At 31.9% G+C, this 26,808-nt stretch carries 24 protein-coding genes; 14 read left to right on the top strand and 10 right to left on the bottom strand.

The window, feature by feature from the left end:
* From AACZ53_RS01445 to AACZ53_RS01510, 14 genes are all read left to right on the top strand, one after another.
* Positions 1-2,051 (top strand): FUSC family membrane protein (locus AACZ53_RS01445; RefSeq protein ID WP_339833891.1); only part of this gene is annotated, 2,051 nt, incomplete at its 5' end.
* Positions 2,052-2,179: 128 nt separating this feature from the next.
* Positions 2,180-3,295, top strand: a complete 1,116-nt coding sequence (locus AACZ53_RS01450; RefSeq protein ID WP_339833894.1) for a serine hydrolase — start codon at positions 2,180-2,182, stop codon at positions 3,293-3,295.
* Between the two features lie 100 nt (positions 3,296-3,395).
* Complete coding sequence (locus AACZ53_RS01455; protein WP_339833897.1) at positions 3,396-3,818, top strand: VOC family protein; 423 nt, start codon at positions 3,396-3,398, stop codon at positions 3,816-3,818.
* A 19-nt stretch (positions 3,819-3,837) separates the two neighbouring features.
* A complete protein-coding gene (locus AACZ53_RS01460; RefSeq protein WP_339833900.1) occupies positions 3,838-4,209 on the top strand; it encodes a VOC family protein in 372 nt (123 codons plus the stop codon).
* Positions 4,210-4,408: 199 nt separating this feature from the next.
* The gene (locus AACZ53_RS01465; RefSeq protein WP_339833903.1) at positions 4,409-4,813 is read left to right on the top strand and encodes an OsmC family protein; all 405 of its coding nucleotides are present in this window, start codon (positions 4,409-4,411) and stop codon (positions 4,811-4,813) included.
* A gap of 369 nt (positions 4,814-5,182) precedes the next feature.
* Positions 5,183-7,201: a tetratricopeptide repeat-containing sensor histidine kinase gene (locus tag AACZ53_RS01470; RefSeq protein WP_339833905.1), complete on the top strand. Its 2,019-nt coding sequence runs from the start codon at positions 5,183-5,185 to the stop codon at positions 7,199-7,201.
* 290 nt (positions 7,202-7,491) lie between these two features.
* Positions 7,492-8,460 (top strand): hypothetical protein, encoded by a 969-nt coding sequence (locus AACZ53_RS01475; protein WP_339833908.1) that lies wholly within the window; start codon positions 7,492-7,494, stop codon positions 8,458-8,460.
* 17 nt (positions 8,461-8,477) lie between these two features.
* A complete protein-coding gene (locus AACZ53_RS01480) occupies positions 8,478-8,861 on the top strand; it encodes a hypothetical protein (RefSeq protein WP_339833910.1) in 384 nt (127 codons plus the stop codon).
* 149 nt (positions 8,862-9,010) lie between these two features.
* On the top strand, positions 9,011-9,820 hold the full coding sequence (locus AACZ53_RS01485) for an alpha/beta hydrolase-fold protein (protein WP_339833912.1): 810 nt from the start codon (positions 9,011-9,013) through the stop codon (positions 9,818-9,820).
* A gap of 392 nt (positions 9,821-10,212) precedes the next feature.
* On the top strand, positions 10,213-11,784 hold the full coding sequence (locus tag AACZ53_RS01490) for a serine hydrolase (RefSeq protein ID WP_339833915.1): 1,572 nt from the start codon (positions 10,213-10,215) through the stop codon (positions 11,782-11,784).
* Positions 11,785-11,946: 162 nt separating this feature from the next.
* Positions 11,947-12,747, top strand: a complete 801-nt coding sequence (locus AACZ53_RS01495) for a DUF6090 family protein (RefSeq protein WP_339833918.1) — start codon at positions 11,947-11,949, stop codon at positions 12,745-12,747.
* Between the two features lie 108 nt (positions 12,748-12,855).
* Entirely contained in the window at positions 12,856-13,962 is a 1,107-nt protein-coding gene (locus AACZ53_RS01500; RefSeq protein WP_339833921.1) for a two-component regulator propeller domain-containing protein, read from the top strand.
* Between the two features lie 268 nt (positions 13,963-14,230).
* A complete protein-coding gene (locus AACZ53_RS01505) occupies positions 14,231-16,498 on the top strand; it encodes an acyl-CoA dehydrogenase (protein WP_339833924.1) in 2,268 nt (755 codons plus the stop codon).
* Positions 16,499-16,534: 36 nt separating this feature from the next.
* Positions 16,535-17,269, top strand: a complete 735-nt coding sequence (locus AACZ53_RS01510) for an NAD(P)H-dependent oxidoreductase (protein ID WP_339833927.1) — start codon at positions 16,535-16,537, stop codon at positions 17,267-17,269.
* Between the two features lie 35 nt (positions 17,270-17,304).
* On the opposite strand, the gene AACZ53_RS01515 is transcribed toward AACZ53_RS01510, so the two are convergent.
* From AACZ53_RS01515 to AACZ53_RS01560, 10 genes are all read right to left on the bottom strand, one after another.
* Positions 17,305-18,483 carry an AIR synthase related protein gene (locus AACZ53_RS01515; protein ID WP_339833929.1) on the bottom strand — a complete coding sequence of 393 codons (1,179 nt, stop codon included), beginning with the start codon at positions 18,481-18,483 and terminating at the stop codon, positions 17,305-17,307.
* Between the two features lie 408 nt (positions 18,484-18,891).
* On the bottom strand, positions 18,892-19,332 hold the full coding sequence (locus tag AACZ53_RS01520) for a hypothetical protein (RefSeq protein ID WP_339833931.1): 441 nt from the start codon (positions 19,330-19,332) through the stop codon (positions 18,892-18,894).
* A 31-nt stretch (positions 19,333-19,363) separates the two neighbouring features.
* Complete coding sequence (locus AACZ53_RS01525) at positions 19,364-20,221, bottom strand: OmpA family protein (RefSeq protein ID WP_339833934.1); 858 nt, start codon at positions 20,219-20,221, stop codon at positions 19,364-19,366.
* 65 nt (positions 20,222-20,286) lie between these two features.
* The gene (locus tag AACZ53_RS01530; protein WP_339833937.1) at positions 20,287-21,033 is read right to left on the bottom strand and encodes an OmpA family protein; all 747 of its coding nucleotides are present in this window, start codon (positions 21,031-21,033) and stop codon (positions 20,287-20,289) included.
* A 60-nt stretch (positions 21,034-21,093) separates the two neighbouring features.
* The gene (locus AACZ53_RS01535; protein ID WP_339833940.1) at positions 21,094-22,578 is read right to left on the bottom strand and encodes a carboxypeptidase regulatory-like domain-containing protein; all 1,485 of its coding nucleotides are present in this window, start codon (positions 22,576-22,578) and stop codon (positions 21,094-21,096) included.
* A gap of 18 nt (positions 22,579-22,596) precedes the next feature.
* Positions 22,597-23,937, bottom strand: a complete 1,341-nt coding sequence (locus tag AACZ53_RS01540) for a CsgG/HfaB family protein (protein ID WP_339833943.1) — start codon at positions 23,935-23,937, stop codon at positions 22,597-22,599.
* 8 nt (positions 23,938-23,945) lie between these two features.
* Complete coding sequence (locus tag AACZ53_RS01545) at positions 23,946-24,347, bottom strand: curli production assembly/transport component CsgF (RefSeq protein WP_339833946.1); 402 nt, start codon at positions 24,345-24,347, stop codon at positions 23,946-23,948.
* A gap of 16 nt (positions 24,348-24,363) precedes the next feature.
* Positions 24,364-25,098: a CsgE family curli-type amyloid fiber assembly protein gene (locus AACZ53_RS01550; protein WP_339833949.1), complete on the bottom strand. Its 735-nt coding sequence runs from the start codon at positions 25,096-25,098 to the stop codon at positions 24,364-24,366.
* Between the two features lies 1 nt (position 25,099).
* On the bottom strand, positions 25,100-25,615 hold the full coding sequence (locus AACZ53_RS01555) for a hypothetical protein (protein WP_339833952.1): 516 nt from the start codon (positions 25,613-25,615) through the stop codon (positions 25,100-25,102).
* 71 nt (positions 25,616-25,686) lie between these two features.
* Positions 25,687-26,772 carry a hypothetical protein gene (locus AACZ53_RS01560; protein WP_339833955.1) on the bottom strand — a complete coding sequence of 362 codons (1,086 nt, stop codon included), beginning with the start codon at positions 26,770-26,772 and terminating at the stop codon, positions 25,687-25,689.
* Positions 26,773-26,808: the final 36 nt, after the last annotated feature.

Genomic DNA, 26,808 nt, shown 5'->3' on the forward strand with positions numbered 1-26,808 from the left:
AAGTCAATGCCATTTTAATTAGTATAGGGTTAACCATGTTAATTACAGCTATTATACTCTTTTCGAAACCCTACTTCCCGCTTCTATTGTTTTCTATGGCTATAATTTCGTTTATAGTTTCTCTAATATCCGTTTATGGTTTTAGAGCTTCATTAGTCTCTTTTTCTGGACTATTATCAATGGTGATTGCCTTTGCAATTCAAAAAGAAACTACTGTAGCCATTTTTCAACACATTGGCCTCATGGGAATTGGTGGACTTTGGTATTTACTAGTATCCTACACCTTTCAAAAATTGGCACCACAAAAAGATAAAAACCAACTCTTATCAGACACGCTTGGACTCATTGGCAAATACCTAAAACTAAGAGCTAAACTTTTAACTAAAAGAGAGGAACGGGAAGCACTCATGAAACAAGCCTTAGTATTACAAACCCAAATAAATGAAAAACATGAAACCTTAAGAGAAGTACTTTTTACAGGAAGAAAACGTTCTGGTCGTTCGCATTACCATGAAAAAGAACTCTTAATATTTATTTCGTCAGTCAATATATTTGAGCTTGTAGAAGCCAAACATCTTGATTACCATGAAATAGACCGAATCTTTAGCGATAAAAAACACCACCTAAAAGCCTCAAAAAATCTAAATAAGGTAATGGGTAATCACCTCATAAAACTAGCTGAACTACTCATTCAAAATAACAAACTTCCCAATAAAGACAACTTATTAAAAGCTTTATCAAATGCGAATGACGCCATTGCAGAATACATAGAAGAAATAAAACTTCCAAAAGCAAGAGAAGGAGCATTGGTGCTAAAAAACCTATACGACTATCAAGAACTCTTACTAGAAGAAATCAGAGCAATTAGACGAGTGATGGACAATGTAAAAGAAGCCTCAAAAGTTTCGTTAAAACGCCAAGATGGAAGCCAGTTTTTAACCCTACAAGAATATAACTTAAATGTAATCATTCAAAACCTCAGCTTTAACTCCTACTTATTCAGGCACGCTCTTCGCTTCGCTGTAGCCATGCTATTTGCCTTTATACTTGGAACCCTATTAGATATTCACAACACCTATTGGATTCTCTTAACTATTATCGTTATCATAAGACCTAATTACGGACTAACCAAAGAACGTTCAAAAGATCGTATTATCGGAACATTCATTGGAGCTGCCATAGCCATTGCAATTGTATTACTAACTCAAAACACAATCGTTTACGGAGTTTTAGCCATAATATCTTTAACTTTATCCATAGCTCTAATTCAGCAAAATTATAAATCCGCTGCTGCCTTAATTACCATCAACATTGTTTTTGTATACTCCTTAATCAATCCCAATGCTTTTGAAGTTATCCAATACAGAGTTATAGATACCATTATAGGTGCCATCATTGCTATTGTTGCTAATTATATGTTATGGCCTAGTTGGGAAGTCAACAATTTAAAAAATGTACTTGTTAACGCACTTCAAAAAAACAAAAGCTATATTTTAGCCACAAAAGACTTATACCATGAAAAAGACGAAAATCTACTGGCTTATAAAATAGCCCGAAAAGAAGTCTTTTTAGCCATAAGCAATTTAAACGCTGCTTTTCAACGACTTACGCAAGATCCTAAATCGAAACAAAAGGAGTTTGAGTTGATCTATAATCTTGTAACCTTAAACCAAACAATGGTTTCAGCCATAGCTTCTATTGGGAGTTTCATTATGAATCACAAAACTACACCAGCCTCACAAGAGTTTAATGTCTTGATTGAAAAAATTGCCAACACTTTACACATCGCTGCAGAACAATTAGTAGGTAAAATTCCTGAACAACAAAACGATGAAAAGACGATAAAAGAAGCAGAAGAAACACTATTAAAAACCTTTGAAGTCCTTTCCAAAAATAGAGATGAAAACATTGAAAAAGGAAATCCAGAATTACATACTGATACCCTGCATCATTTACAAGAAGCCTACTTAATCTCCAACCAACTAACTTGGTTAAAATCTCTTTCCGAGAACTTAAGAAAAGCCACCAAAAGTTATAGTCAAGTGATTTAGATTACTTAATCATTTTATTTTATACTTGTAGATTCACTAAAGCCATCAAATTATACTTTCATTTAAAAATAAAACTGTAACAATATGTGAAAAAATTTGTCTAATAGATTCATCATCAATCAAATCAAATGTACAAATCAACAATCACAATGTTACTATTAGCTGTTGGTCTAACTAGTAATGCTCAAAGCACATCTTTTCAACCAGTTCAAAAAGAAGATGGTTGGAAAGTCGAAAGTCAACTTTTAGGAAACGAAACCATCAAAAAAATGGACAGTCTTGTTTCTGTCAACCAATTCAAGCAAATTTCAAGTATTGTAATAGCGCATAACGGAAAAATAATTTTTGAGAATTATTACAATGAGAGTAATTCTGATACAAAACAGAATACACGTTCCGCTACAAAAACAATTACAGGAACACTTATTGGAACATTACTTCAAAATGGATCTTTAAAATCGGTTAATGAAGTCGCTTCAAAATTCTCAAAAGTCAAAGACCTACAAAATCCAGACAAACGAAAAGATAAAATCACAATTGAAGATTTACTTACCATGTCTTCCATTTTAGAATGTGACGATTGGAATGAAAACTCACGCGGACAAGAAGAACGCATGTACATCATAGAAAATTGGGTAAAATTCTATTGGGATTTGCCAATTAAAGGATTTCCTGAATGGATAAAAAAACCAAAAGATACAAAATACGGTAGAAGTTTCAGTTATTGTACTGCTGGAGTTGTAGTTTTGGGCGATGTGATAAATAACGTTACAGGTTCATTAGAAAAATATGCAGACAAAGCCCTCTTTTCAAAACTAGGTATAACAGATTATCATTGGCAAATGACACCAACAGGAATTCCAATGACTGGTGGTGGATTAGGACTAAAAAGTCGGGATTTATTAAAAATAGGTCAATTATATTTGAATAAAGGAAAATGGAATAACGAACAAATCATTTCAGAAGATTTTGTTACAGAATCAACTAAACCACATGCTGAAGTTGGAATGTTCGACTATGAATATGGCTATTTATGGTGGTTGTCTGAATTTGGAAAAGAAGAAAAGGAAAAAGCCTATTTCATGACAGGAACTGGTGGAAATAAAGTAGCTGTTTTTCCTGAATTAGATTTAGTAGTGGTTTTAACAAGCACTTATTTTAATGGAGGAATGGAATCGCACAACCAAACCGCAAAATTATTGGATGAATACATCATTCCCGAAATTAAAAAACTTAAGAACTAAAACCAAGTCAATAAGTAATTCTGTTTTTACAAGAGTTCTTAGAACTTCATAACTTTTTTAAGTATATTTGAAATAAGAAAAAAACTTAAAAAAATAAACCATGGCACAAATCAATCCTCACATCAACTTCAATGGAAATGCCGAAGAAGCCTTCACATTCTACAAATCGATTTTTGGTGGCGAATTCACCAAAATAGTCCGTTTTAAAGACGTATCAAGTCCCGAATTTCCTATACCAGCAAAAGAAGCCCATAAAATAATGCACATTGCATTATCCATTGGAAAAAATAGGTTGATAGCAAATGACGTTCCCGAAATTCTAGGAAAAGTCAATGAAAATGAAAACAGATCTAAGATTTCCATTAGTGCCGAAAGCCCAGAAGAAGCCATCAAGCTATACAACGGACTTTCTGCAGGTGGAAAAATTGAAATGCCAATTTCAGAAAGTTCTGACGGTACCTATTTCGCAATGTTCAGAGACAAATATGGCATAGAATGGATGATAAACTACGAGTCAAAATAAAATAACTAAATATAAAGCCATGAAACTAGGAGCATTCTCAATAAGTCTAGCCGTAAAAGACATTCACAAATCAAAAGAATTCTACGAAAATTTAGGGTTCAAATACAAAGGAGGAAACATAGATCAAAACTGGATTGTCCTAAAAAATGAAACAGCCGTAATCGGACTTTTTCAAGGCATGTTCACAGAAAACATCATCACATTCAATCCGGGTTGGGACAGCGATGCACAAAACATTGAAGAATTTGATGAAGTTCGAGTCATTCAAAATCACCTAAAAAAATTAGGCATAGAACTAACGACTGAAGCTAATGAAAAAACAACTGGTCCTGCACACATAACCTTAACAGATCCAGACGGAAACAATATCCTTATTGACCAACACAGATAAGAAATGGCATAAGTTAAAAATTGAATAAAGAAAGCTCTTCAATTCATGAGAGCTTTCTTTTATTATATTTGAAAACAATTATTAAAACTTCTCTATTTTTATAAATCTATTTTCCAAAACTAAAATCAAATTCCACAAATCCTTCTAGACTCATAACCTTTTAACCTTTTCTCAACAATTAAACATAAAAAAAAGAATTATGAAATATGCCATTAAAGCAAATTCCGTTTCAAAAAAAGATGCTAACTTAAGTATCAAACAATCCGAAATTAGTTTTGGAACAACTCCAGAAACTGCTGATTATTTACCCAATCCAGCCGAATTATTCTTAGGTTCTTTTTCCGCTTGCATCCTTAAAAATGTAGAACGTTTTTCCATCTTAATGAATTTCGAATACACAAAAACAGAAATTACAGTAAGCGCCACTCGTTTAGAAAAACCACCAAGAATGGATGAAATTAATTATGATTTAATAATTCACAGCCAAGACAGCAATTTAAATATTGAATTACTCAAAAAGAACATTGAAAAACATGGAACCATATTTAACACAGTGCTAGCTTCTTGTACAATTACTGGAAAAATTGAAATAAAAACAGAATAATCTAAAAATCAGAACAATATAAAAAAGCGCTAATTATAGAGCTTTTTTATGTAATTAAATTAAAAAAACAATTACTAAATTAAACAACTAAAAAAGCCAACATATATATAAAACCAATTCCACAAACCCTTTTAAACTAATAACCTTTAAAACTCTTCAACTCTTCAACATTTGCATAATCAAACAGTTAAACGATAAAATATACACTTTTATCCATAAAAAATTAAATAAACACCTATCTTTGAAAGAACATTAAATAGTATTCATCGTAAAATAACACTTTTATATTACATAATTAATACTCCTAAAAAGAAATCTTAATTATGAAACTATAGACAACATTTATTTAAGTTAACTAGTTTTTAAAACATGAAATATTCGTTAATCTTTTTTCTGTCTTTATTTACAAATTCTTTATTTGCTCAAACTAACATAGACAGTTTAGAAGCACTGCTACCTGATAAAAAAGAACTCGAAAAAGTTAAAGTATTAAATGGCTTAAGTTATGCTTATTGGGGAGTTAATCCAGACAAAGGTATTGAATATGCTAATAAAGCTCTCGAAATTGCTACTCAAATGGACAGCAAAAAAGACATTGCAAAAGCAATTGGAAATGTAGCGATAAATCAATGGGCAAAGAGTGAATTTAATTTGGCACTCGAAAACAATCTAAAAGCATTAAAAATATATGAAGAAATTAACGACTTAGAAGGAATAAGCAGTATAAGCACAAATCTAGGAAGCATTTATTTAGACCTTTTCGATTATGAAAATGCCTTAAAATATGATTTTAAATCACTAAAAATTTCTCAAGAACATGGGCTAAACGATGTTTACATACTTACTTTAAGCAACATCAGTTCCATTTATTTAGAACAAAAAAATTACCCAAAAGCACTAGAATACATTCAAGAAGCAATTAAATTTTCAGAAAAAAATAACATTAAAATTAATTTAGCTTCTCAACTTACTACATTAGGCGAAATATATAAACTGCAAGAAGACTATAATAAAGCACTAACATCTTACAAAAAAGCACTGTCCATTTTTAAAAAAGATAAAAACACCTACGGAACAGCCATCAGTTTATATAATATTGGCGACGCAGAATACCATCTTAAAAACTACACCAATGCCTCAAATTATTTTGAAGAATCACTAACATTAAGTCGAAAAATTAACGACCAAGTTGGAGTATTACTTGCCAATAAAAGTATCGGAGAAGTCCATAAAGAACAAAAAAAATACAATACAGCTTTATATCATTATGACATTGCATTTCAATGGGCTAATAAATTAAATTCTAATGAAGACAAACTAGGCATTTATAAAAATTACGCAGAGCTGTATAAAGCTATGGGCGAATTCGAAAAAGCATTAAAATATTTAGAAAACTACAATGCACTAAAAGATAGCATAAACAGCGAAAATAGCTCCAACCAAATTGCAGAAATGCAAACCAAATACGAAAGCGAAAAAAAAGATAAAGAAAATGAACTACTGCGAAAAAACAGCAAAATTCAAGCATTAGCCATTACTAAACAAACCAACTTAAGCAATACATTTATTGGAGTATCTATTTTAGTTATACTACTGATTATTATTCTGCTAAACCGTTTTGCAATTAAGAAAAAAGCCAACCAACAACTCATTCTTAATAATGAAATCATTTCTACCCAACGAGACGAACTGAAACAAATAAACTCTACTAAAGATAAATTCTTCAGCATTATTTCACATGACCTTAGAAGTCCTTTTAACAATATTTTAGGATTTACTAATCTGTTAGCAGAAGACTATGATACTTTTGACGAAGCCGAAAAAAAAGACATCATAATTCAATTAAATAAATCATCGAAAACAACTTTCGATTTGTTAGCCAACTTACTAACTTGGTCGCAAACACAAACTGGACAAATAGAAATCAACAAAGAAAACCTCAATTTAAAAGAATTAGTCGAAAACACCATTACACCCTATCAATGCAATGCCATACAAAAAAACATTCAAATAATAACAAATGTACCTCCAAACATCACTATTGAAATAGACCGAAACACTTCTTTTGTATTCATTGGAAACCTGCTAAACAACGCCATAAAATTCACCCCAAAAGGAGGAACCATAACCATCAACTCGCAAGAAAACATAGACACTATTGAACTGCACATTATTGATACAGGTGTGGGTATGACTTCAGAAAAAATAGAAAAACTATTTAAAATTGAAGAACATATATCAACCAAAGGAACCAATAACGAAGAAGGAACTGGTTTAGGATTAATTCTAAGCAAAGAATTCATTCTCAAAAACGGAGGAACCATTACAGTAAAAAGCGAACTAGGAAAAGGAAGCCAATTCATAATTTCGCTACCCAAAGCAAGTTAAAAAAACCATTCAAAACAAAAAAGCCTTTATGTAACAATAAGGGCTTTTTAAATTTTATTATATTTAAAAAATAAAAAAATCCGCTACGATCAGGTTTCAAAACACAAACTATTTCTACAATCCCTTTTAACCTCATAATCTTTTCCCTCACATAAATAGCAAACAAAAGTAATCAATAGACATTTGTAAGATTTTAGACAATAGTATAAGTTTTTAGTTATATTTGAAAAGAAATCTTAAATATGAAACAACTATTTCATATTAAAAGCAAGTAAATAAGTAATAAAAAAATGAAACACCCCTTTAAATTATCAAAAGTAAATCTCTTCTATGCTTCAATAGCATCAGTAATAATCATATTCCTAAATATTAGAATTTACGGATTTGATGCTTATACCTTTGGACTTGCCTTTGGGACAATTTTTACAATGATAGGATTTACAGTTCTGATAGCATTGCTGTTTTGGTACCTACTTGGAAAAAAAGAAAATGGAGGAACAACAACCTTCAATGTGTTACTTACAATAATGCTTTTAGGAACTATAAGTGAATTTTCGCAAAAAATAAATGATAGACAAAAGCCACTTAATAGCATGAAAGAAGCCGTCAAAGAATATAAACAAAATGCATTAGCCAATCCAGATGCTATTGATTCAAATTATGGCGAATTATCTTCCAATGTAAAAAGCTCCATTAAAGACTTAATTAAAACTACAACTGGAGAAGAACAGCAAGTCTATTTAGCACTACAAGAGTTTTTTAATAAATCCGATAGCGTAAATGTAGCATGGAGTAATGCCTATAATGCATTTGCCGTACCACGTATTTTAGATTATAACTTATTAGCAACTAAAAAGGAATTTGATTTTCAAAAAATAATAATCCAAGAATACATTGACCAATCCATAAACTATAAAACATTTGTAGACAACAGAGTTGAATTTCTAAAAACTAAAACCCAACATATAAATAAAAATCACAAAGCATATATAGGTTTTACAAAAGGTTTTACAAAAAAAGATGCCATTCAGAAACCTGTTTTTTCACCCTACATTAATGCACATATTGAATATGGTCAAGAATTAAAAAAAATGCTCGAAATTTTAGAACAAGAAAAAGGCAAATGGACTTATGAAAACGAAACCATAACCTTTGATAATTCAAAAAGCGAAAACAACTATCAATCGCATTTAAATAAAGCCATTAAAAACGAAAAAATTGTAGATTCCCTTTACAGTAAGTTAATTGAAGTAATGTAAACAAAAACTAATCCTTAATGAAACTAAAAATCCTAATCCTCTTATTTGCAATGTCGTTCACTACATATGCACAAGAAAATTGTAAAAAATTCAGAACAGGTAAATTTCAAAACATTGAAAAAGGAATTGTAAAATCTACTATAGAAAGAAATGATTCAATACAATGTGAATATTTTGCAGACAAAGAAATTAAATTAGAAATTACCTGGATTGACGAATGTACTTATAAACTTAAATTAGTTTGGGGCAATGATGCATTTTGGAATAGAAGACCTAAAGATATGCCAACTCCAGATTTGATAGTTCAAATAACTAAAACAAATGGAAACGAATACGAACAAGAATCAAAATCTGAAGGAGAGGACTTTATATATAAAAGTACTTTAACTAAAATAGAATAAAAAAAATAAAACTTGAACAATTAGCAAAAGATTAAAACAATTATAAAAATCTTCCTAATTTTATAAACCCCGTTCCAAAAACAACACTAAAAAATCCTCAAAACCTGCGTTAAAACCACAAACCAATACAACATACAACACTCAAAAGAATGAAAAAAACAATCCTGTTACTATTCTTAGCTGCAATAGCCTTCAGCTGCAAACAAGCCACTATAACCTACAACGACCCAATTCCAAAGCACGACAGTTTAAAAATCACTTCAAAAGTGCTAAATGAAGACCGAACAATCAACGTTTGGACACCACCAAACTACGAAAAATCAAGCGACAGCTTACCAGTGCTATACATGCCAGATGGGGGAATCAAAGAAGACTTCCCACACATGGCCAATACATTAAGTGAATTAATCGCAGCTAACAAAATACCTCCCTACATACTAGTTGGTATAGAAAACACAGACCGAAGAAAAGACCTTTCCGGACCTTCCAAAATAGCCTATGATTTAGAATACATAAAAAATCCAGGAGGTTCAAATAACTTTAGAAGCTTCATCCAAAACGAATTGATACCTACCATAAATAAAAACTACAGAACCAACGCCAAAAAAGCTATCATCGGAGAATCTTTAGCAGGTCTTTTTGTAGCAGAAACATTTATATTAAACCCTAAATTGTTTGACAATTACATAGCAATAGACCCCTCTTTATGGTTCAATGAACAATATTTAGTAAAGAATTTTGAATCCTTAACCAAAAACAACGACTACACAAACAAAAAACTTTGGTTTGCAGGTTCAGATGCCGAGGATATATCTAAACATACCCAACAGCTAGAAAAAAAACTAAAAAAACAAAAACCAACTTTCTCATGGAAATACTCAGATGAACCAACAGAACAACACAACACTATCTTTAGAGCCACAAAAGAAAAAGCATTAATCTGGACATTAAACAATTAAAAAAAATATAAAAATTTATCTAATTTTATAAATCTGTGTTCCAAAACCCTATGAAAACTATCCAAAGCAAAGTGCCTATTCCTTCAAAGAAAAATCTATGTGCCTATGTGATTAAAAACTACCTATAAACCAAAAAAAATCTACAAAAACTAGCGTTTGGGAAAGTCAATGCGGATAATCAGCAGTCAAAACACAAACCATTCCCACAAACCTTTTTATCTTCATAACCTTTTTACAATTAAACAGTTAAACCATTAAAAACTGTAATTAATAGACTTTTGTGAGATTTTAAACAACTTATAAAGTTTATACTTATATTTGACATAAGAAGTTAAAATAGAGCATTTTGTGATGAATAACAGCCACTTAAATGCAAATAAAATAAAACACTTATGAAAAAAACAACTTACAAACTACTTACAACTCTTCTTTTTACTTTATACATAACAAACGTTTGTCATAGCCAATACACTACCAAGCAAGTAGATTCTATCATGGCTTATGCTATGGATAAATTTAATGTTGCCGGAGTAGCAATAGCTATAGTAAAAGACGGAAAAATAATCCATTCAAAAGGCTACGGAGTAAAATCAGCTGTCACAAAAAGTCCCGTAAACCAACACACCAATTTTGCAATTGCATCTAATAGTAAAGCTTTCACCACAGCAGCACTAGCAATTCTAGTAGAAGAAGGTAAAATAACATGGCAAGACAAGGTTAAAGATCATATTCCTGAATTCAAGATGTACAATCCCTATGTAACTGAAAACTTTAATATTCAAGATCTATTAACGCACCGAAGCGGTCTAGGATTAGGAGTTGGTGACCTCATGTTTTTTCCCGACGGTTCAGACTTTACAATCGACGATTTATTAGCAAGTTTTCAGCATTTTAAACCTGTATCTGCTTTCAGAACCCAATTTGATTATGACAACTTATTGTATTTAGTCGCTGGTGAAGTTATTAAGCGAACATCAGGCATGTCGTGGGAAGATTTTATTTCAAAAAGAATTTTCCAACCGCTTAAGATGGATAATTCTTTTGCAGCTTTAGATAGAGTAAAAGATAAAAGCAACTTGGCGAAACCTCATGATTCAAATTCAGGGACTTTAAAAGTACTACCCGATTTTAAAGAAATGATAAACGGTGCCGCTGGTGGAATTTATTCAAATGTAGATGATATTGCTAAATGGATGCTGATGCATTTAAACAACGGAAAGTATGGTGATGAACTAAAAAAACAACTATTTACACAAGAATCACAACGTGAAATGTGGAAAATACATACCGTAACGGAAGCAAATAGAAATCCACGTTATAATTCCCATTTTTCAGGGTATGGTTTAGGATGGGATTTATCGGATATAAAAGGAAATATGAGCGTTTCACATACAGGGGGACTTCCTGGAATGTTATCCAAAACAATTATGATTCCAGACATCAATTTAGGTGTTGTCATTTTAACAAATACAAGTGATGACGGTGCCGGAATTTTCTTGGCCGTTTCAAATACAATTGTAGATAGTTATTTGGGTCTAGATAATTTTGGATGGATAGATAAATATGCAATCTATTTTAAAAACAGAAAAGAAGAAGGAGATGCTGTTACTAAAGAAGTGTGGGAAACAGTTAAAAGTGCTGATCACCCGCAACTAAAATATGAGGATTACATTGGTGTTTATAAAGATGCTTGGTTTGGCAATGTAGAAGTTTTTATGAAAGGAGATAAATTATGGATGAAGGCACATAAATCCCCAAAACTTAATGGAGAAATGTTTTTTTATAAAGCAAATACATTTGCCATTAAATGGGAATACCAAGACATGAATGCAGATGCTTTTGCTATGTTTTCGTTAGATGAAAATGGAAAAGCGCAAAGCATAAAAATGAAAGGAATATCGCCTAATATAGATTTTAGTTTTGATTTCCATGATTTGGATTTAAATAGAGTTGATAAGAAGTAATTACTTGGTCCTACCCTACTTATAAAAATTTCTCTAATTTTATAAATCCGCGTTCCAAAACCTATGCAATCTATAAAAAGCAAAGTGCCTAAAACCAATAAAAAAAACCTATGATCCTATGTGGTTAAAAAAAACATACAATTCAACACTAACAACTAATAAATGATAAAATTCTTTAGAAAAATTAGGCAAAAAATGCTGACTGAAAATAAATTCAGCAAATACCTGATTTATGCTATTGGCGAAATTGTGTTGGTAGTAATTGGAATTTTAATAGCATTACAAATTAATAATTGGAATCAAAGTAACCAGAACAAAAAGCAAGAAAAACAAATCTTAACGCAACTTTTAGAAGAATACCAAAGCAATCTAAATCAAATCAATAGTAAAATATTTATACGAAATGAAATCTTAGCATCATCTATTAAATTATTGGCGTATAGAAATTTAGAAAGCACATTAATTAATATTGATAGTCTAGATAGAAACCTTTCAAGAACAATTACTCGACCAACCTTTGACCCAGAATTGAGCGTAAGCAATGAGCTAACTAATTCTGGAAAACTCTACCTTATTACTAATGCCGAACTTCGAAAAAAAATTTCTGCTTTTCCCAGCTCTTTAAGTGAGTTAAAAGAAGAAGAAATTATTACAGTAAATTTAGTAGAAGAAAGGTTTTATCTCTTTTTAATGGAACATTACCAAATTGGACGATTAAATATTGAGTTTCTGGATGACGAAAAGTTTAGAAAAATGGTTACCCAAATAACATTTAATAAAGAGAAATCACTAAAAGATTTATTTGAACCAAGTGACCCAACACAATTATTAAAACATCCTGATTTTGAAGATTATTTAAGTTTAATTATTGTCAACACAACATACACAAATGACCAATCCATTGGCGTAAAGTATAAAATTGAAAAAATTATAGATTTAATCAGCAAAGAACTCAAAAAATAACCACAACACAAAACCAAACATAATTTAGTACTAGTCCTAGCCTACTTATAAAAATTTCCCTAATTTTATAAATCCGTGTTTCAAAAACTTCACAAAAAAAACCATACTATGATAAATTCAGGTAGTAAAAGAATAATCAATTCAAGAAATTTAATGCTGTTACTTCTAACACTACTAATGACATCTTGTAACGGACAAGTGAAAGAAAAACCTAAGGATGTTAGGGTAGAAAAAGAGCTAAGCAAACCACCATTACTATTTAATCAAAGCACGACATTTCCACAAATTCACACCAATTTAAACGGAATGGTAAGCCAATTTGTTAGAACTATGTATCAAGATACAAAAGGTAACTATTGGTTTGGTACAAATGCAAATGGAATTATAAGATACGATGGCCAAACACTCGAAAAAATGAACCTTGAGCAAAAGTACAAATCGATGGCTGTTAGAGAAATTGTTGAAGATAAAAAGGGCAATATCTGGTTTGGTACTTCTTCGGGATTAGTAAAATATGATGGCAAAAAATTCACAACATATTCCACAGAAGTCGGTTTACAAAATGATGAAATTTGGGGAGTAACTATTGACAAAAAGGGAGTAATTTGGGTAGGAACTATTGGAGGAATTAGTCTTTTTGATGGAGAGAGGTTTAGTCCTTTTACACTACCCAATAATAAAGTGGAAAACCCACAACACATGCTTTCTGATAAATTGATTTTCAAATTTTTAGAAGACAAAAACGGAACGATGTGGCTTGTCACCGATGGAAATGGAATTTTCAAATACAACAAAAAAGAATTTACACATTTAACAAATAAAAACGGACTTACCGACAACAATACCGCAGATATTTTAGAAGACAAACAAGGCAACATTTGGATTGGGACCTTCAATGGAGGCGTGAGTAAATTTGATGGAAAAACATTCAACAACTTTACTAAAGACGGTATAATTAAAGGCCCAGAAACCTATAATTTTTATGAAGACAAAAAAGGAAACATTTGGTTTTCGGCTGAAGGTTTTGGGGTATATCGATATGATGGAACTAAATTTACCCAATTCACAACAGAAAACGGATTAACCTCCAATGTAGTGCAAAGTATTTTTCAAGACCAAAAAGGACAACTATGGTTCGGAACATGGCAAGGAATAAGCATCTATGACAATAAAAAATTCTCAAATGCAAAGGACAAAGAACCTTGGACAAATTAAAAAAACACAAAAAAGACTTATTGCTTCTGCCGTAGGTCTTTTTTTTCGCAATACCCAAACAAACAACCCTTGTTTAAAAACAGCAGCCCTTTCCTATAAAGGAACAATTCTTGTTTATAAACTAAGCTTCCTTGTTTGCAATCAACCTATCAAAACCTAAAAGTTTCTTAAACCCAAAAGAAACGCTTAACATTTTCTTATATTTAAGTCATAAGTACCAGACTAGTGGGCTATTTGACAACGAATTAAAACTAAACAAGCAAAACCAATGACTATAGATACTTCAAAACTACAAGCCTTTGCACCCCTATTCTACTTAGTATGGTCAGATGATTTGCTAACCCAAAAAGAATTTGAAACCCTACATACTTTTATAACAGCTCAAACTTGGCTATCCCAAAAAGAACAAGAATACCTCTTACATAAAATTGATGTAGCCAATCCTCCTTCCAGAGAAACTTTACACACTTGGTACAAAGAATTACAAGAAATAATAAGGCGGCATCCCAACAGTCACTCACTATATGATATCGCACTAGCTTTATCCCACAACAACGAACACATAAAAGCATTAGCAACCGCTTTCAAAAAAATAGAAATCGATTTAGGGATTTTAGGAGAAGAATTCATCAGCAATTTCAAATTAAATGAAGACACCTTCACCTCCAAAAGCCAAACCAACACCAATTTTGAGGTAGCCAAACTAACAACCTTTTTAGACGGAGCACAAACTCCCATCATAAACAAAGTAAAAGAAGTACTTTCAAGACCAGAGTTTACTTATGAAACCTCAACAGACGTTGACATTTACCAAGAAACCGTTTACGAATGGTGTAAAACCTTAGCCAAAGAAAATTTTGGAAACATGGCTTATCCCAAAGAATACGGTGGTGGAGAAAACATAGAAGACTATTTCGCCATCATGGAAACCTTAAGTTACCACGACCTAAGTTTAGTCATAAAGTTCGGAGTACAATTCGGACTTTGGGGCATGAGTGTCCACTCTTTAGGAACAGCAAAGCATCACGAAAAGTATTTAAAAGATATTGGTTCCCTAAAACTACCAGGTTGCTTTGCCATGACAGAAACCCATCACGGTTCCAACGTAAAAGGACTAGAAACCACCGCGACTTACGATCACAAAACCAAAATATTCACCATACAAACCCCAAATAAAAACGCCCAAAAAGAATACATAGGCAACGCAGCCGTACACGGACAAATGGCCACAGTATTTGCCAAACTAATCATAGACGAAGTAGACTACGGAGTAAATGCCTTCATAGTACCCATAAGAGACGAAAAAGGAAACACCATAAAAGGAGTCACTATAGGAGATTGCGGCCACAAAATGGGCCTAAACGGAGTCGACAACGGTACTTTAAGTTTCGATAACGTCGTAATTCCAAAAGAAGACATGTTAGACCGTTTTGCATCGGTAAATGAACAAGGACAATTCGAAAGTCCCATTGCCAGCGACAACAGAAGATTCTTCACCATGTTAGGCACTTTAGTCGGTGGCCGAATAGGAATTCCCCGTTCAGCCCTAGCAGCCGCCAAATCAGGACTAACCATAGCCATAAAATACGCAGACCAAAGAAGACAGTTCGGTCCAGAAGGTGGCTCTGAGATACCAATCCTAAATTACAGAATACACCAAAGAAGATTGTTACCCCATTTAGCCAAAACCTACGCAATTCACTTCGGTTTGCAATACCTAACCAATCGTTTCACCACAAGAACCGAAGCACAAATGCAAGAAATTGAAGCTTTGGCAGCAGGCATGAAAGCCTATTCCACATGGAGCACTACGGCAGTATTACAAGAATGCAGAGAAGCCTGTGGAGGAAAAGGGTACTTATCAGAAAACAGAATCGATGCCCTAAAGAACGACAGCGAAATCTACACTACTTTCGAAGGAGACAACACCGTACTAATGCAATTGGTAGCCAAAAACAGATTATCAGAATTCAGAAAATCTTTTGGAGAAATGAATTCCTTGGGTCTCTTAAATTACGTGTTCGAAAATGCCAAAACAGCATTGGCTGAAAAAAATCCAATCACAACCAGAAACACAGACGAAACCCATTTATTAGATAGTGAATTCCATCTGAAAGCTTTTCAATACAGAGAAAAAAGCATTGTAGCTTCAGCCGCAAACCGAATCAAAAAACTAATAGACAAAGGCATGGAACCTTATGATGCCTTCAACGTAGTGCAACACCAAATGCTTGATGTAGCAGAAGCCTACTTAGAACGAGTAACATTAGAACAATTCCAACAAGCCATTGAAACGGTCGAAGATGAAGCAGTCAAAACAGCCTTAAACAAATTAGCGCAATTGTATGCGCTTCACCAAATAGAAAACAACAAAGCCTGGTATTTAGAACAAGGCTACATGGAAGCAGTAAAAACAAAAGCAGTTAGAAAAATGGTTAATCAATTGTGTTGGGAAATTCGTCCCGATGCAGTTGCTTTAGTAAATGCATTCAATATTCCCGACAGTTGTTTGGCAGCACCAATTGCTTTTCAATAAACAGAAAAATATAATTTAATTTAAAACACAACTAGTATGAGCCAACCAGACTTCAGCCAATTAAAAGCACTATACATAAACTGTACTCTAAAAAAATCTCCAGACAAAAGTCACACCGACACTTTAATGAACGTCTCCAAAGAGATCATGAAAAAAGAAAAAGTCAGTATAGAAGAATTCAGATTCATAGACCACAACATAGCCACAGGAATCTACCCAGACATGACCGAACACGGCTGGAAAGAAGACGAATGGCCAACCCTTTTCAAAAAAGTCAACGAAGCAGACATCCTAATAGTAGGAACACCGATATGGTTAGGAGAAAAATCTTCAGAATGCCAAAAGCTAATCGAAAGATTATACGCAATGAGCGGAAAAACAAACGAAAAAGGACAATACCTCTTCTACGGAAAAGCAGCAGGTTGCGTAATAACAGGAAACGAAGACGGAGTAAAACACTGTGCCATGGGAATTTTATATGCATTGCAACACGTAGGCTATTCCATTCCACCCCAAGCCGATGCAGGTTGGATAGGAGAAGTCGGGCCAGGACCAAGTTACGGTGACACCGAATGGCAAGGCAAAAAAATCAGTCCCCCATTAGGAACAGATTCCAACTTCACCAATAGAAACACCACCTTCATGACTTATAATCTCTTACACTTAGCCAACATGCTAAAAAACCAAGGAGGTTACCCCAACTACGGAAACTCCAGAGAAGAATGGGACAACGGAAAACGCTGGGAATTTGAGAATCCAGAGTACAGATAAAAAAAACCAACTCTATTTTGAGTTGGTTTTTTATTTTAATATTTGAATGTTCCGTATTCACTGGTAATCGTCAACCTCTTAGTAGGACTTTCTTCTACCCTACCCACAATTTGAGCTTCAACCCCAAATGATTTTGAGATTTCGATGATGTCATTAGCAATAGCTTCATCAACATAAAGTTCCATTCGGTGTCCACAATTAAACACCTGATACATTTCTTTCCAATCCGTTTTAGATTGTTCTTGTATCAATTTAAATAAAGGAGGAACTGGAAATAAATTATCTTTAATTACATGTACATCATCTACAAAATGTAGCACTTTTGTTTGCGCTCCACCACTACAATGTACCATTCCACAAATTTCTTTAGGAGTATAAGTATCTAAAATCTTCTTAATTATTGGAGCATAAGTTCTAGTAGGAGAAAGCACCAATTGACCAGCGTCAATAGGACTATCTTCAACCTCATCCGTCAACTTAACTTGACCAGAATAAACCAATTCACCAGGTACAGAAGCATCAAAACTCTCAGGATACTTCTCAGCCAAATATTTATGAAACACATCATGACGAGCAGAAGTCAAACCATTGCTTCCCATTCCACCATTATAACCTTTTTCATAAGTAGCTTGTCCAGAACTCGATAATCCAACGATTACATTTCCTGGTTTTATATTCGCATTGTCAATTACATCAGCACGCTTCATACGAGCCGTAACAGTAGAATCCACAATAATAGTTCTAACTAAATCCCCAACATCAGCAGTCTCTCCACCCGTAGAATGAATCGTAACACCAAATGTTTTTAGTTCAGCAAGCAATTCTTCCGTACCATTAATAATAGCCGACAAAACCTCAGCAGGAATCAAATTCTTATTACGACCAATCGTTGAAGAAAGTAAAATGTTATCCGTTGCACCCACACATAATAAATCATCTATATTCATAATCAATGCATCCTGCGCAATACCTTTCCAAACTGAAACATCACCAGTTTCTTTCCAATACATATAAGCCAAAGAAGACTTTGTACCAGCTCCATCAGCATGCATAATGATACAATAAGCATCATCATTAGTTAAATAATCAGGAATAATTTTACAAAAAGCTTTAGGAAAAAGCCCTTTATCTATGTTTTTAATGGCATTGTGAACATCTTCTTTAGCAGCAGAAACTCCACGAAGATTGTAACGTTGACTTGAATCAGAACTCATATTCTTGTATGTTGTGTTGTTGATGAGCAAAGATATAAAAATGATTAAGGATAATCTAATTTTGGATATTCAGATGTTCGGATTTTCGGAACGCGGATTTAAGAAATTGGAGAAATCAATAAAATTAGAACACAGATTATCAATCAATCTATGTAAACTATGAAAAGTGAAGCATCTACGATACAAACAAAGTCTATTTGCCTATGTGGTTAAAAAAAAATGAAAGATTGAAAAATTCTTTGTGGTGAAAAAGAGAAACTGCATCAACTTCAGCTTGACAAGTTTGAGGTTATGTTTTAATTGTAACGCAAAGAGGCAAAGTTTTTCGCATAGTTCACAAAGCAAAGATGTCAGTAAAAAACTTAAATGACTTATATGTTTTAAAAAAAACCGCAAATTCACAAATCATCAATCAATCTTTATTCTATAAAAACCATTTTCAGTTACGAATTCATAATCAAAACCTTCTATAGATACACTCTTTAGAAAATAATTAGTATTACACCTTGTTTCACTTTTATAAATCTCAGAAACAATTAAAATTGAAATTTGGTTATGCAATGAAATCGTTGTGGTAAATGTCCCTTCAGACCAAGAAGGAGTAATTTGAATAATATTTGCATTATCCTCAGCAATAAAAAAATACGAATTAGTATTTGTTGCAGGAGCAGTTGAAACTGATAATTGATTTTCTGTATAAGTTCCGTTTGTAAAAATATTTTCATTTGTAGCTGAGTCGACAATCTCAACAAAAAAATAAGGTGGCCCAGTTGAAGCATCTTGACAAGGCTCAGTTTTTTCACAAGAGAATAAAATAAATGCAATTAAAATAAATAATGTTGATTTCATATTAAAGTTTAAATAAATAAAAAACTCAAAATCATTTCTTTACAATTAAAATCTCCACTCTTCTATTGGCAACACGTTCCTCTTCATTTTGTTCAGGAATTGGATACAAAGGCATCGAACTTCCAAAACCTTGAAAACTGACTCTAACTGCTCTAATCCCTTGATATACTAAAAATTGTTTAATGGCTTTTGCTCTTTCTCTTGATAACATAATTGAACGAGAATCGGTCACATCTGCATTGCAGCAAACATGACCTTGAATTTGAATTTCTAATCTTGGATTATTTTCCATAATTCTAAATAAATCATATAAAATTGGTCTAGATTCATTCATAACTCCAAACGTATTGTGATAAAAATTAATATCTTTTAAGATTAACGTTTTACCTTCTTTAGTTTTAGCAATGCGCTCTTCCAAAGGAGCATCATCTCCTATAATTTCATCTAGCACAAAAGTAGAGTCAACGATAATTTCAACTTCTTCTTCTATACCTAATATTTCGTTTTCACGTGCTAAATCTTTTTCTTCGATGTAGTAAATCGTTACTTTTCTATTTTCGGCTTTATTCTTAGATTGATCAAAGTTTTCGCCATAACTTCTACTTTCAAAATCTTCTCTAAACGGAATTTTTTCTTTAATAATTGTAAAGATATGATTCACTCTTTTTTTGGATAATGTATCATTATAACCACTGCTTCCGTCTTCATCAGTGTAACCATTTATGGCAACAATTTTATCTTTGGTATGAAGAGTCATCCATGCTTCTAGCTTTTTATTTTCAGCTTTAGTTAATTCGAATTTATCACTGTTAAAATAAACAGCAAATTGTTCTTGAGCAAAAGTATTCGCTATAAAAAAGAAAAGAAAAATGGATAAGAAAGACTTCATTTTAAGGTTTTAAGTTAAGAAAACTAAGTAACAACAATTTTATTACATAAAAAAACGTGCCGTAATTAATTATCGAGAATCATAATTTCAACTCTTCTGTTGGCGATTCGTTGTTCTTCTGTCTTTTCTGGAATTGGATAGATTGGTTTCCTACTTTTAAAACTCCTGTAGCTTAATCTATCTTCTTTAATTCCATTATTAATTAAATATACATAAACTGCTAAAGCTCTAACTTTTGCAATGTCTTCAATTTTATCAGCTTCATGTAATGATTGACAACAAATATGACCTTGAATTTCGATTTTAAGTTTAGGATATTTATTCATTGTGGTCAATAATTCTTCTAAAACAGGTTTAGAATCTGGTAACACTGTTCCAGAATTATTATAAAAATTCAAACTTTTCAGTACAATTGATTTTCCAGATGCATTTGTTGAAAGAAATTCGTCTAAACCAATTTCTTTATTTTTAAAATAAACATCAACTCTCCTATTTAAATCCTGTTTAGCATCTTGCTCAAAATCTTCCCCAAAGGGTTTAAGTTGAATTTTTGAAACTACTTTTTGGATTTTTAGTTTATCTAAAACAAAATTAATTCGTTTTTTAGCTAACTTTATATTGTATGCATTGCTTCCAACAGTATCACAATAACCTTCTACTTTAAGAACTTCAATCGCTGGATTTTCAGAAATCCACTTTTGAAAATTATTTTCTTGATTAATAGTAAAGCTACTTTTATTAAAGTCAAAATAAAAACTTTGTTTGTTTTGACTGAAACAAATCGTCACAAAAAGAATCAGAAATAATCGCATAAAAGTATTTTAATTGAAAACGTTTTAATCTATTTTTTTAGTGTGTAAATCCAGCTGAAATTATTCCCAATCAGGCATAGTTGTTCCAGTAAAAAGAGTTTCTCTTGAATCAATAGTTCCAATTTCATATTTTTGAATGTACCGTGTACTCAAAAAGTCATTAGAAGTATTTACAAAAATCACTTCAGCTTCATTAGGTGAATACCTTACATCTAAATCAACTGTTCCTGCTGGTTTTTGAGTCTGCAATTCTGAAGTAGTTGCTGTTAAGAAAACATGTTGAAATATTCGAGTATCTAATTGTCTATAGTTAGCATTTTCAAAACCAGAAATATCTCTTGTGAAAAGTATTTTTTGTCCTGAAACAGAAAAATTCAATCCACCTATTGCTCCAGAAACAGGAGTAATTACTTGTGTTAAAAACACACCACTTGAACTGATGACATAAATTTCTGCACTATAACCATTAAGATTATTTGTTTTTAATGCAATTTTTGTTCCATCAAAACTCCAATCACATTCAGAAATTAATTTACTGGTTGGTGTTTGATATAATTGCGTAAGTCCACTTCCATTACTTCCAATTCTATAAAGTCTATCAAAATTAGGATAGATAATTTGACTTCCATTAGTGTTCCAAGAGAAATTAACATAATCGGAATTAAAACCAGCAATAGGTACGGAATTTGTAACCTTAAATACACCTGTTCCATCTGGGTTCATAGTGTAAATATGGTTTTGTGCTCCATTAGAACGAATGAAAGCTATTTTATTAGATTGGTTATTTTTTCTAGGTCTCCAACTGTTGGTTGCTGAATCAGTCAATTGAATTTCATTTCCGTCATCATCACTAGTAAAAATTACATTATTTTGGCCAATTTTCTTTACATATAAATAACGCATTGTTGGAAAATTAGCAGTTGTAAATGATCTTACAGTGCTATAAACCAATTGATTAATTCCGTCTGAAGCTGTTACTTGCCAGAAGTATTTTACTCCATAAACCAAATCTGTAAGTTGAAAAGTAGTGGCTGAAATATTTGAATAGATTACTTGGTTAGTATTTGCATCATTTTTTAATATGACTTGAAATTCTAAAGTATCACCTTCTGGATCTGAAGCTGTCCAACTCAAATCAACTTGAATGCTTTGATTTATAGCATTATCAGCCGGAGCAGCCAAAACTGGTGCATTAGGGGGTTTATTGTCACTTGTTGACAATTCTAATTCGAAAACCAATTCAGTATTAGCACCATCCGTAACTGTTGCTGCTTCAAACTTGGTTATAAAACCATCTTTTTTAGCTTGATAAGAATAATCTCCTATAGGAACATCTATCATACTAAAATTTCCGTCTTCATCTGTAAAAACAATACTAGAGTTAGGACTTGAAAATACTTTTACATTTGAAATAGGCTCAAAAGTACCAGATTCAACTACTCTACCAGAAATGGTTCCAAACTGAATTTCTTCAATGCTATCTTCACTACAAGAAAAGAGAAGTAGTAAAAAGAACAGGCTCAATTTTATATAACTATTTTTCATGTTTCTATATATTAAATGCTATTTAAAATAATAAGTTAATCCAGCTCCAAATCGATAATAATAATCATCTCTTTTTCCTGCAATTAAAAAATCTACATCGTCACTAAAAGCTAAATTATGTTCTCCAAAAAGTCTAAGTCCAAAACTATCCGTGACTAAATATTCTAAACCAAGTCCGTATTGAAATTTAAAATGTGTATAGTCGGTAGTTTTAGTAGTTGCGAAACCTATACCTCCAAAAACAAAGGGTGTTAATTTGTCTTTGGGTAAAAATAGAATTTCAGTATTAGCATCGAAGGTTAGGTATTGAAAGCTTTTTCGGTTTTTATTATCTAATTTATTCCATCCAGCAGATAAGGATAAATTTACACTTTCGTTAAAAAAATACTTTAAACTTCCTTTAAAAAATGGTCTAAAAAGTGGGTTAGCATAATCTCCCTGAATTCTTGTTACACCACCATCTAATTCCATTGCAAAATCAGATCTTCTTTTAGTTAATTTTCTGTTGTAAATTGCTGATGAATCGGCTACAGATTCTGCTATATCGTATTTTTTTATCAATTCGTCAATTTCAGCTTGAGGTGCATCTGCTGACCAAATTTTATCTTTTATACCTTCTAAAACTAAAGATTCAACAGCTTTTTCAATAGCTTCTGTAACGGCCATTTGTACAGGTTCATTTGTAGTGTATCCAGTTTCGACTTCTAAAAGTCTTTTGAATTTTACATATCTAAAAAAACTTTGATCAATAGCTTGAGAAAAAAGTGTTTTTGAAACATAAACGGATTTCAATATTTTTCCATTGGATGTTGAAATCATTCTAAGGTAAATTGTAACCCTGTCTTGTCTGTATTTTGTAGAACCACCAGCACCAAAGTAGCGTGCACCAAATCCACCTGTAATTATATTAGAATCGTAAGATACAATTCCACCTTCAAGTAAAACTCCGGCATATAATAGTGGTGTTAATTGAGGTTCGTTTGTGTTTTTTGAATATTCTTGTCTTGTAGAACGAATAAGATTTCGCTCTTGTAAAAGGTTTCCAATATTTTCGCGTTCAATGGGAACAAACCATTTTGAATCTTCTAAGGCTTTAATTAATATAGAAGTTGCTCCTTGTGTTACTGCAGTACTAAAAGTACTTCCTACTTCTGAAGCTTTATATTGTCCTGTTTGATCTCTAAACTTATAAATTCCTATGACAATAGGTTCTTTAGGTTTAGGTAAATTTTTCAATAATGAAGTCGCAGGTGTACTTTCACCAATAATGGCTCTTTCAATCCCTGTAGGTTGATTATAATAAGCACTACAACCATATAAAAAATAAATGGCGAAAAAAAAATAGTAAAGTTTTTTCATAAATAAATTTACGGATTTGGGATAATTACTTGTGTTTGTTCACCGGTAGTAGTATCTAAAATACTTATGGTTAATCCACCATCTGACGGATAAACATCTATTGATAAGCTTCCAAAAGTATATGTGCCTTCTGAGATTCCATCATTTCCAAATTGCTCTGCAAATAGTGATCTTGAAACTTGACTTAAAAGTTGAGAATTTAAATTATCTATAAATTTTTCTAATTCTGTTTTTTTATCCGTTTCAATCCCATCGTCCTTTAATTTATTTTGAGATTCAGCTGAACTTAACAGCCATTGATAATTGAAAGTATCCCCACCAAATGCAGGGTTTTTTGGCTTATAAACCAAATCTTGGGCATTCATTGAAAATGAAAAAAACACCGTTAGTAGTAGGATTGAAAACTTCATGATTTTAGGCTTTTATTTAATACTGGGTAATATATTTTTTTTCGTTTTCTAATTTTTTTAAAAACTGATAGGTTTCATATAATGCAGTTTTTGCCATTGCTTCTAAAAATTCTTCATCTGGCCTTGCCAAAAATTCAAACACTATGTCATTTTCAACCATAATTACAATTTTAGTATTTCTTCCAAAACTTAATTCTTCATTTACTTTGACTATTTGTTTTGCATTTAAATTATAATCTCTATATAAATAATAAAAATTATCATAAAAATCTTTTCCCATTTTGGTTTTTGTCTCGTCAGTTACTATTCCTGACAATTCAATTCCATCATCTAAAATGATTACTTTATCCTTTTTTTTTTCGTCGCTAATTACGACTCTATCTTTACTAACAATTTGATTGTTTTCATCATAAAAAAGTAATAGAACAATTATTTCGTCTTCACTGCTTCTATTAATTTGTGTTGTGGATAGGTTTTTGTTCTCATTTGCATCCAAAGTAAAAACACCTTCTTGAGCATTTGTTGAACGATTTTCTGTTTTAATATTCTTTTTTATTACTGATAATTTATAAGTCATACTTTGAATAATGTCCGTTAAATTTTCAGCAGTACCTGTAATTTTAATATTTCCTTCTACTTCTTCAAGAACAATTTTTGCTTTTACTTCTACTTCTTTATTTTGACCATAAAAAGTGAAATTTGCTAAAAATAAAAAAACAAAAAGTAATGAATATGTAGTTAATTTTTTCATTCTATTGATTAATTATAATTATTGAAGCACCATTTCCTGTTTGAGAAATTTTCATATCTTTTGACAAGGAATTTGTTCCTATACTTTGAATACTTTGGTTATCTCCAATCTGATTCATTTCCATATTCACTTTATAATTTGTGTAATAGGTTAAATCACTAATTGCATTATTATTTCCAATTTGTGAAATACTTTGAGTTAATTCTGGTGTATTTTTAATTAAATCAATTGAATTATTGATCCCATTTTGTGTCATAAATAGATTTGAATTATCTGAATTGACAGTAGCATTTATTACATTATAATCTCCAATTTGTTGAATATTAACTTTATTTTGGTTTAATTGAACTGGATTTAATTTATCCGTCATAGTAGAAACTACAAATAAAGAATTTTGTTCTGAATCAAAAAGGGAAGAACTATATTGTTTAAAATCACCATTAGTATCTTTTTCTTGAGAAAAACCAACTTGTGTAAAAATGATTGCAAATAATACTATGTATATTTTTGATTTCATGATATGGTTTTTTTAAATAATATAGATGAGATAGTTCATCTAAAGAGAACTATCTCATCTTGTATTAAAAATTAGTTAGATTGTGTAACTGTTGAAACGTTTCCATTACCAATTTGTCCTACAGTACTCATATGTAATTGACCTGTTTGGAAAGTATTAGCAACATTTAAGTCACCTAATTGATTGATAGTAGAACCATTCATATCACCAGTTTGTACTGATCTTGCATAGTTATCATCACCATTTTGATCATGACTTGAACTGTTATCATCACCAAGTTGGTTTTGTCTAGAAACATTACTATCACCTCTTTGAATTGCATAAGCATAGTTGTCATCCCCAACTTGTTTTTGCCATGCATCATTATTTGATGTAACTGAACCTAAACCTTGATCGATAACTGCATAATTAGTGTCACCTGTTTGAATTTGTTCTGCAACGTTAAATCCACCACTGCTAATGTCATTTTGGAAAACTAAAGCGTAGTTTCCATCTCCAGTTTGTTTTTGACTTGACCAGTTGTCTGTATCACCTTGGTAAGCATTTGCATCATTACTGTTTCCAGTTTGACGTTGAATTGCGTAATGATTAGTTCCTACTTGAGAAATCATTGCATCATTTAAGCTACCAACTTGTTTTTGGTCAGCCATGTTATCATCTCCTAATTGAGTGATATAAGCTAGATTTCCTGGAGAAGAGTTTGGTCCTGAGCTTTGATCTTGAATAGCATCATTACCATCACCTGTTTGTGTAGTTGTTGCATAGTTGTTATCAAAACGTTGTTTTTGCATTGAGGTATTACCATCACCTGTTTGTGTAGTAATAGCTTCGTTGCTTTCTGCAAAACCAACACCTTGATCGATTGTAGCATCGTTGTTATCTCCTAATTGAATAACATCTGCTTCATTAAAATCTCCGTCTTGTTTAACATCCGAATCATTAGAAACCCCGTTTTGATTAACATCGGAATCGTTTGATTCACCACTAATAGCTGAGTTAGAACCTAATTGATTCACAACAGAATTGTTAGTCATACCGACTTGCAACACATTAGACTGGTTGGTTGTACCATCTTGAGAAACACTACTTACGTTGCCTTGAGCAAATGCAGTTCCCGTAGCCACTAGAAAGGCCACACTTAAAATTAAGTTTTTCATAATATAAATATTTAATTGGTTACAATTTCAATATTT

Source organism: uncultured Flavobacterium sp. (genome assembly GCF_963975005.1).
In the GTDB taxonomy this organism is placed as follows: domain Bacteria; phylum Bacteroidota; class Bacteroidia; order Flavobacteriales; family Flavobacteriaceae; genus Flavobacterium.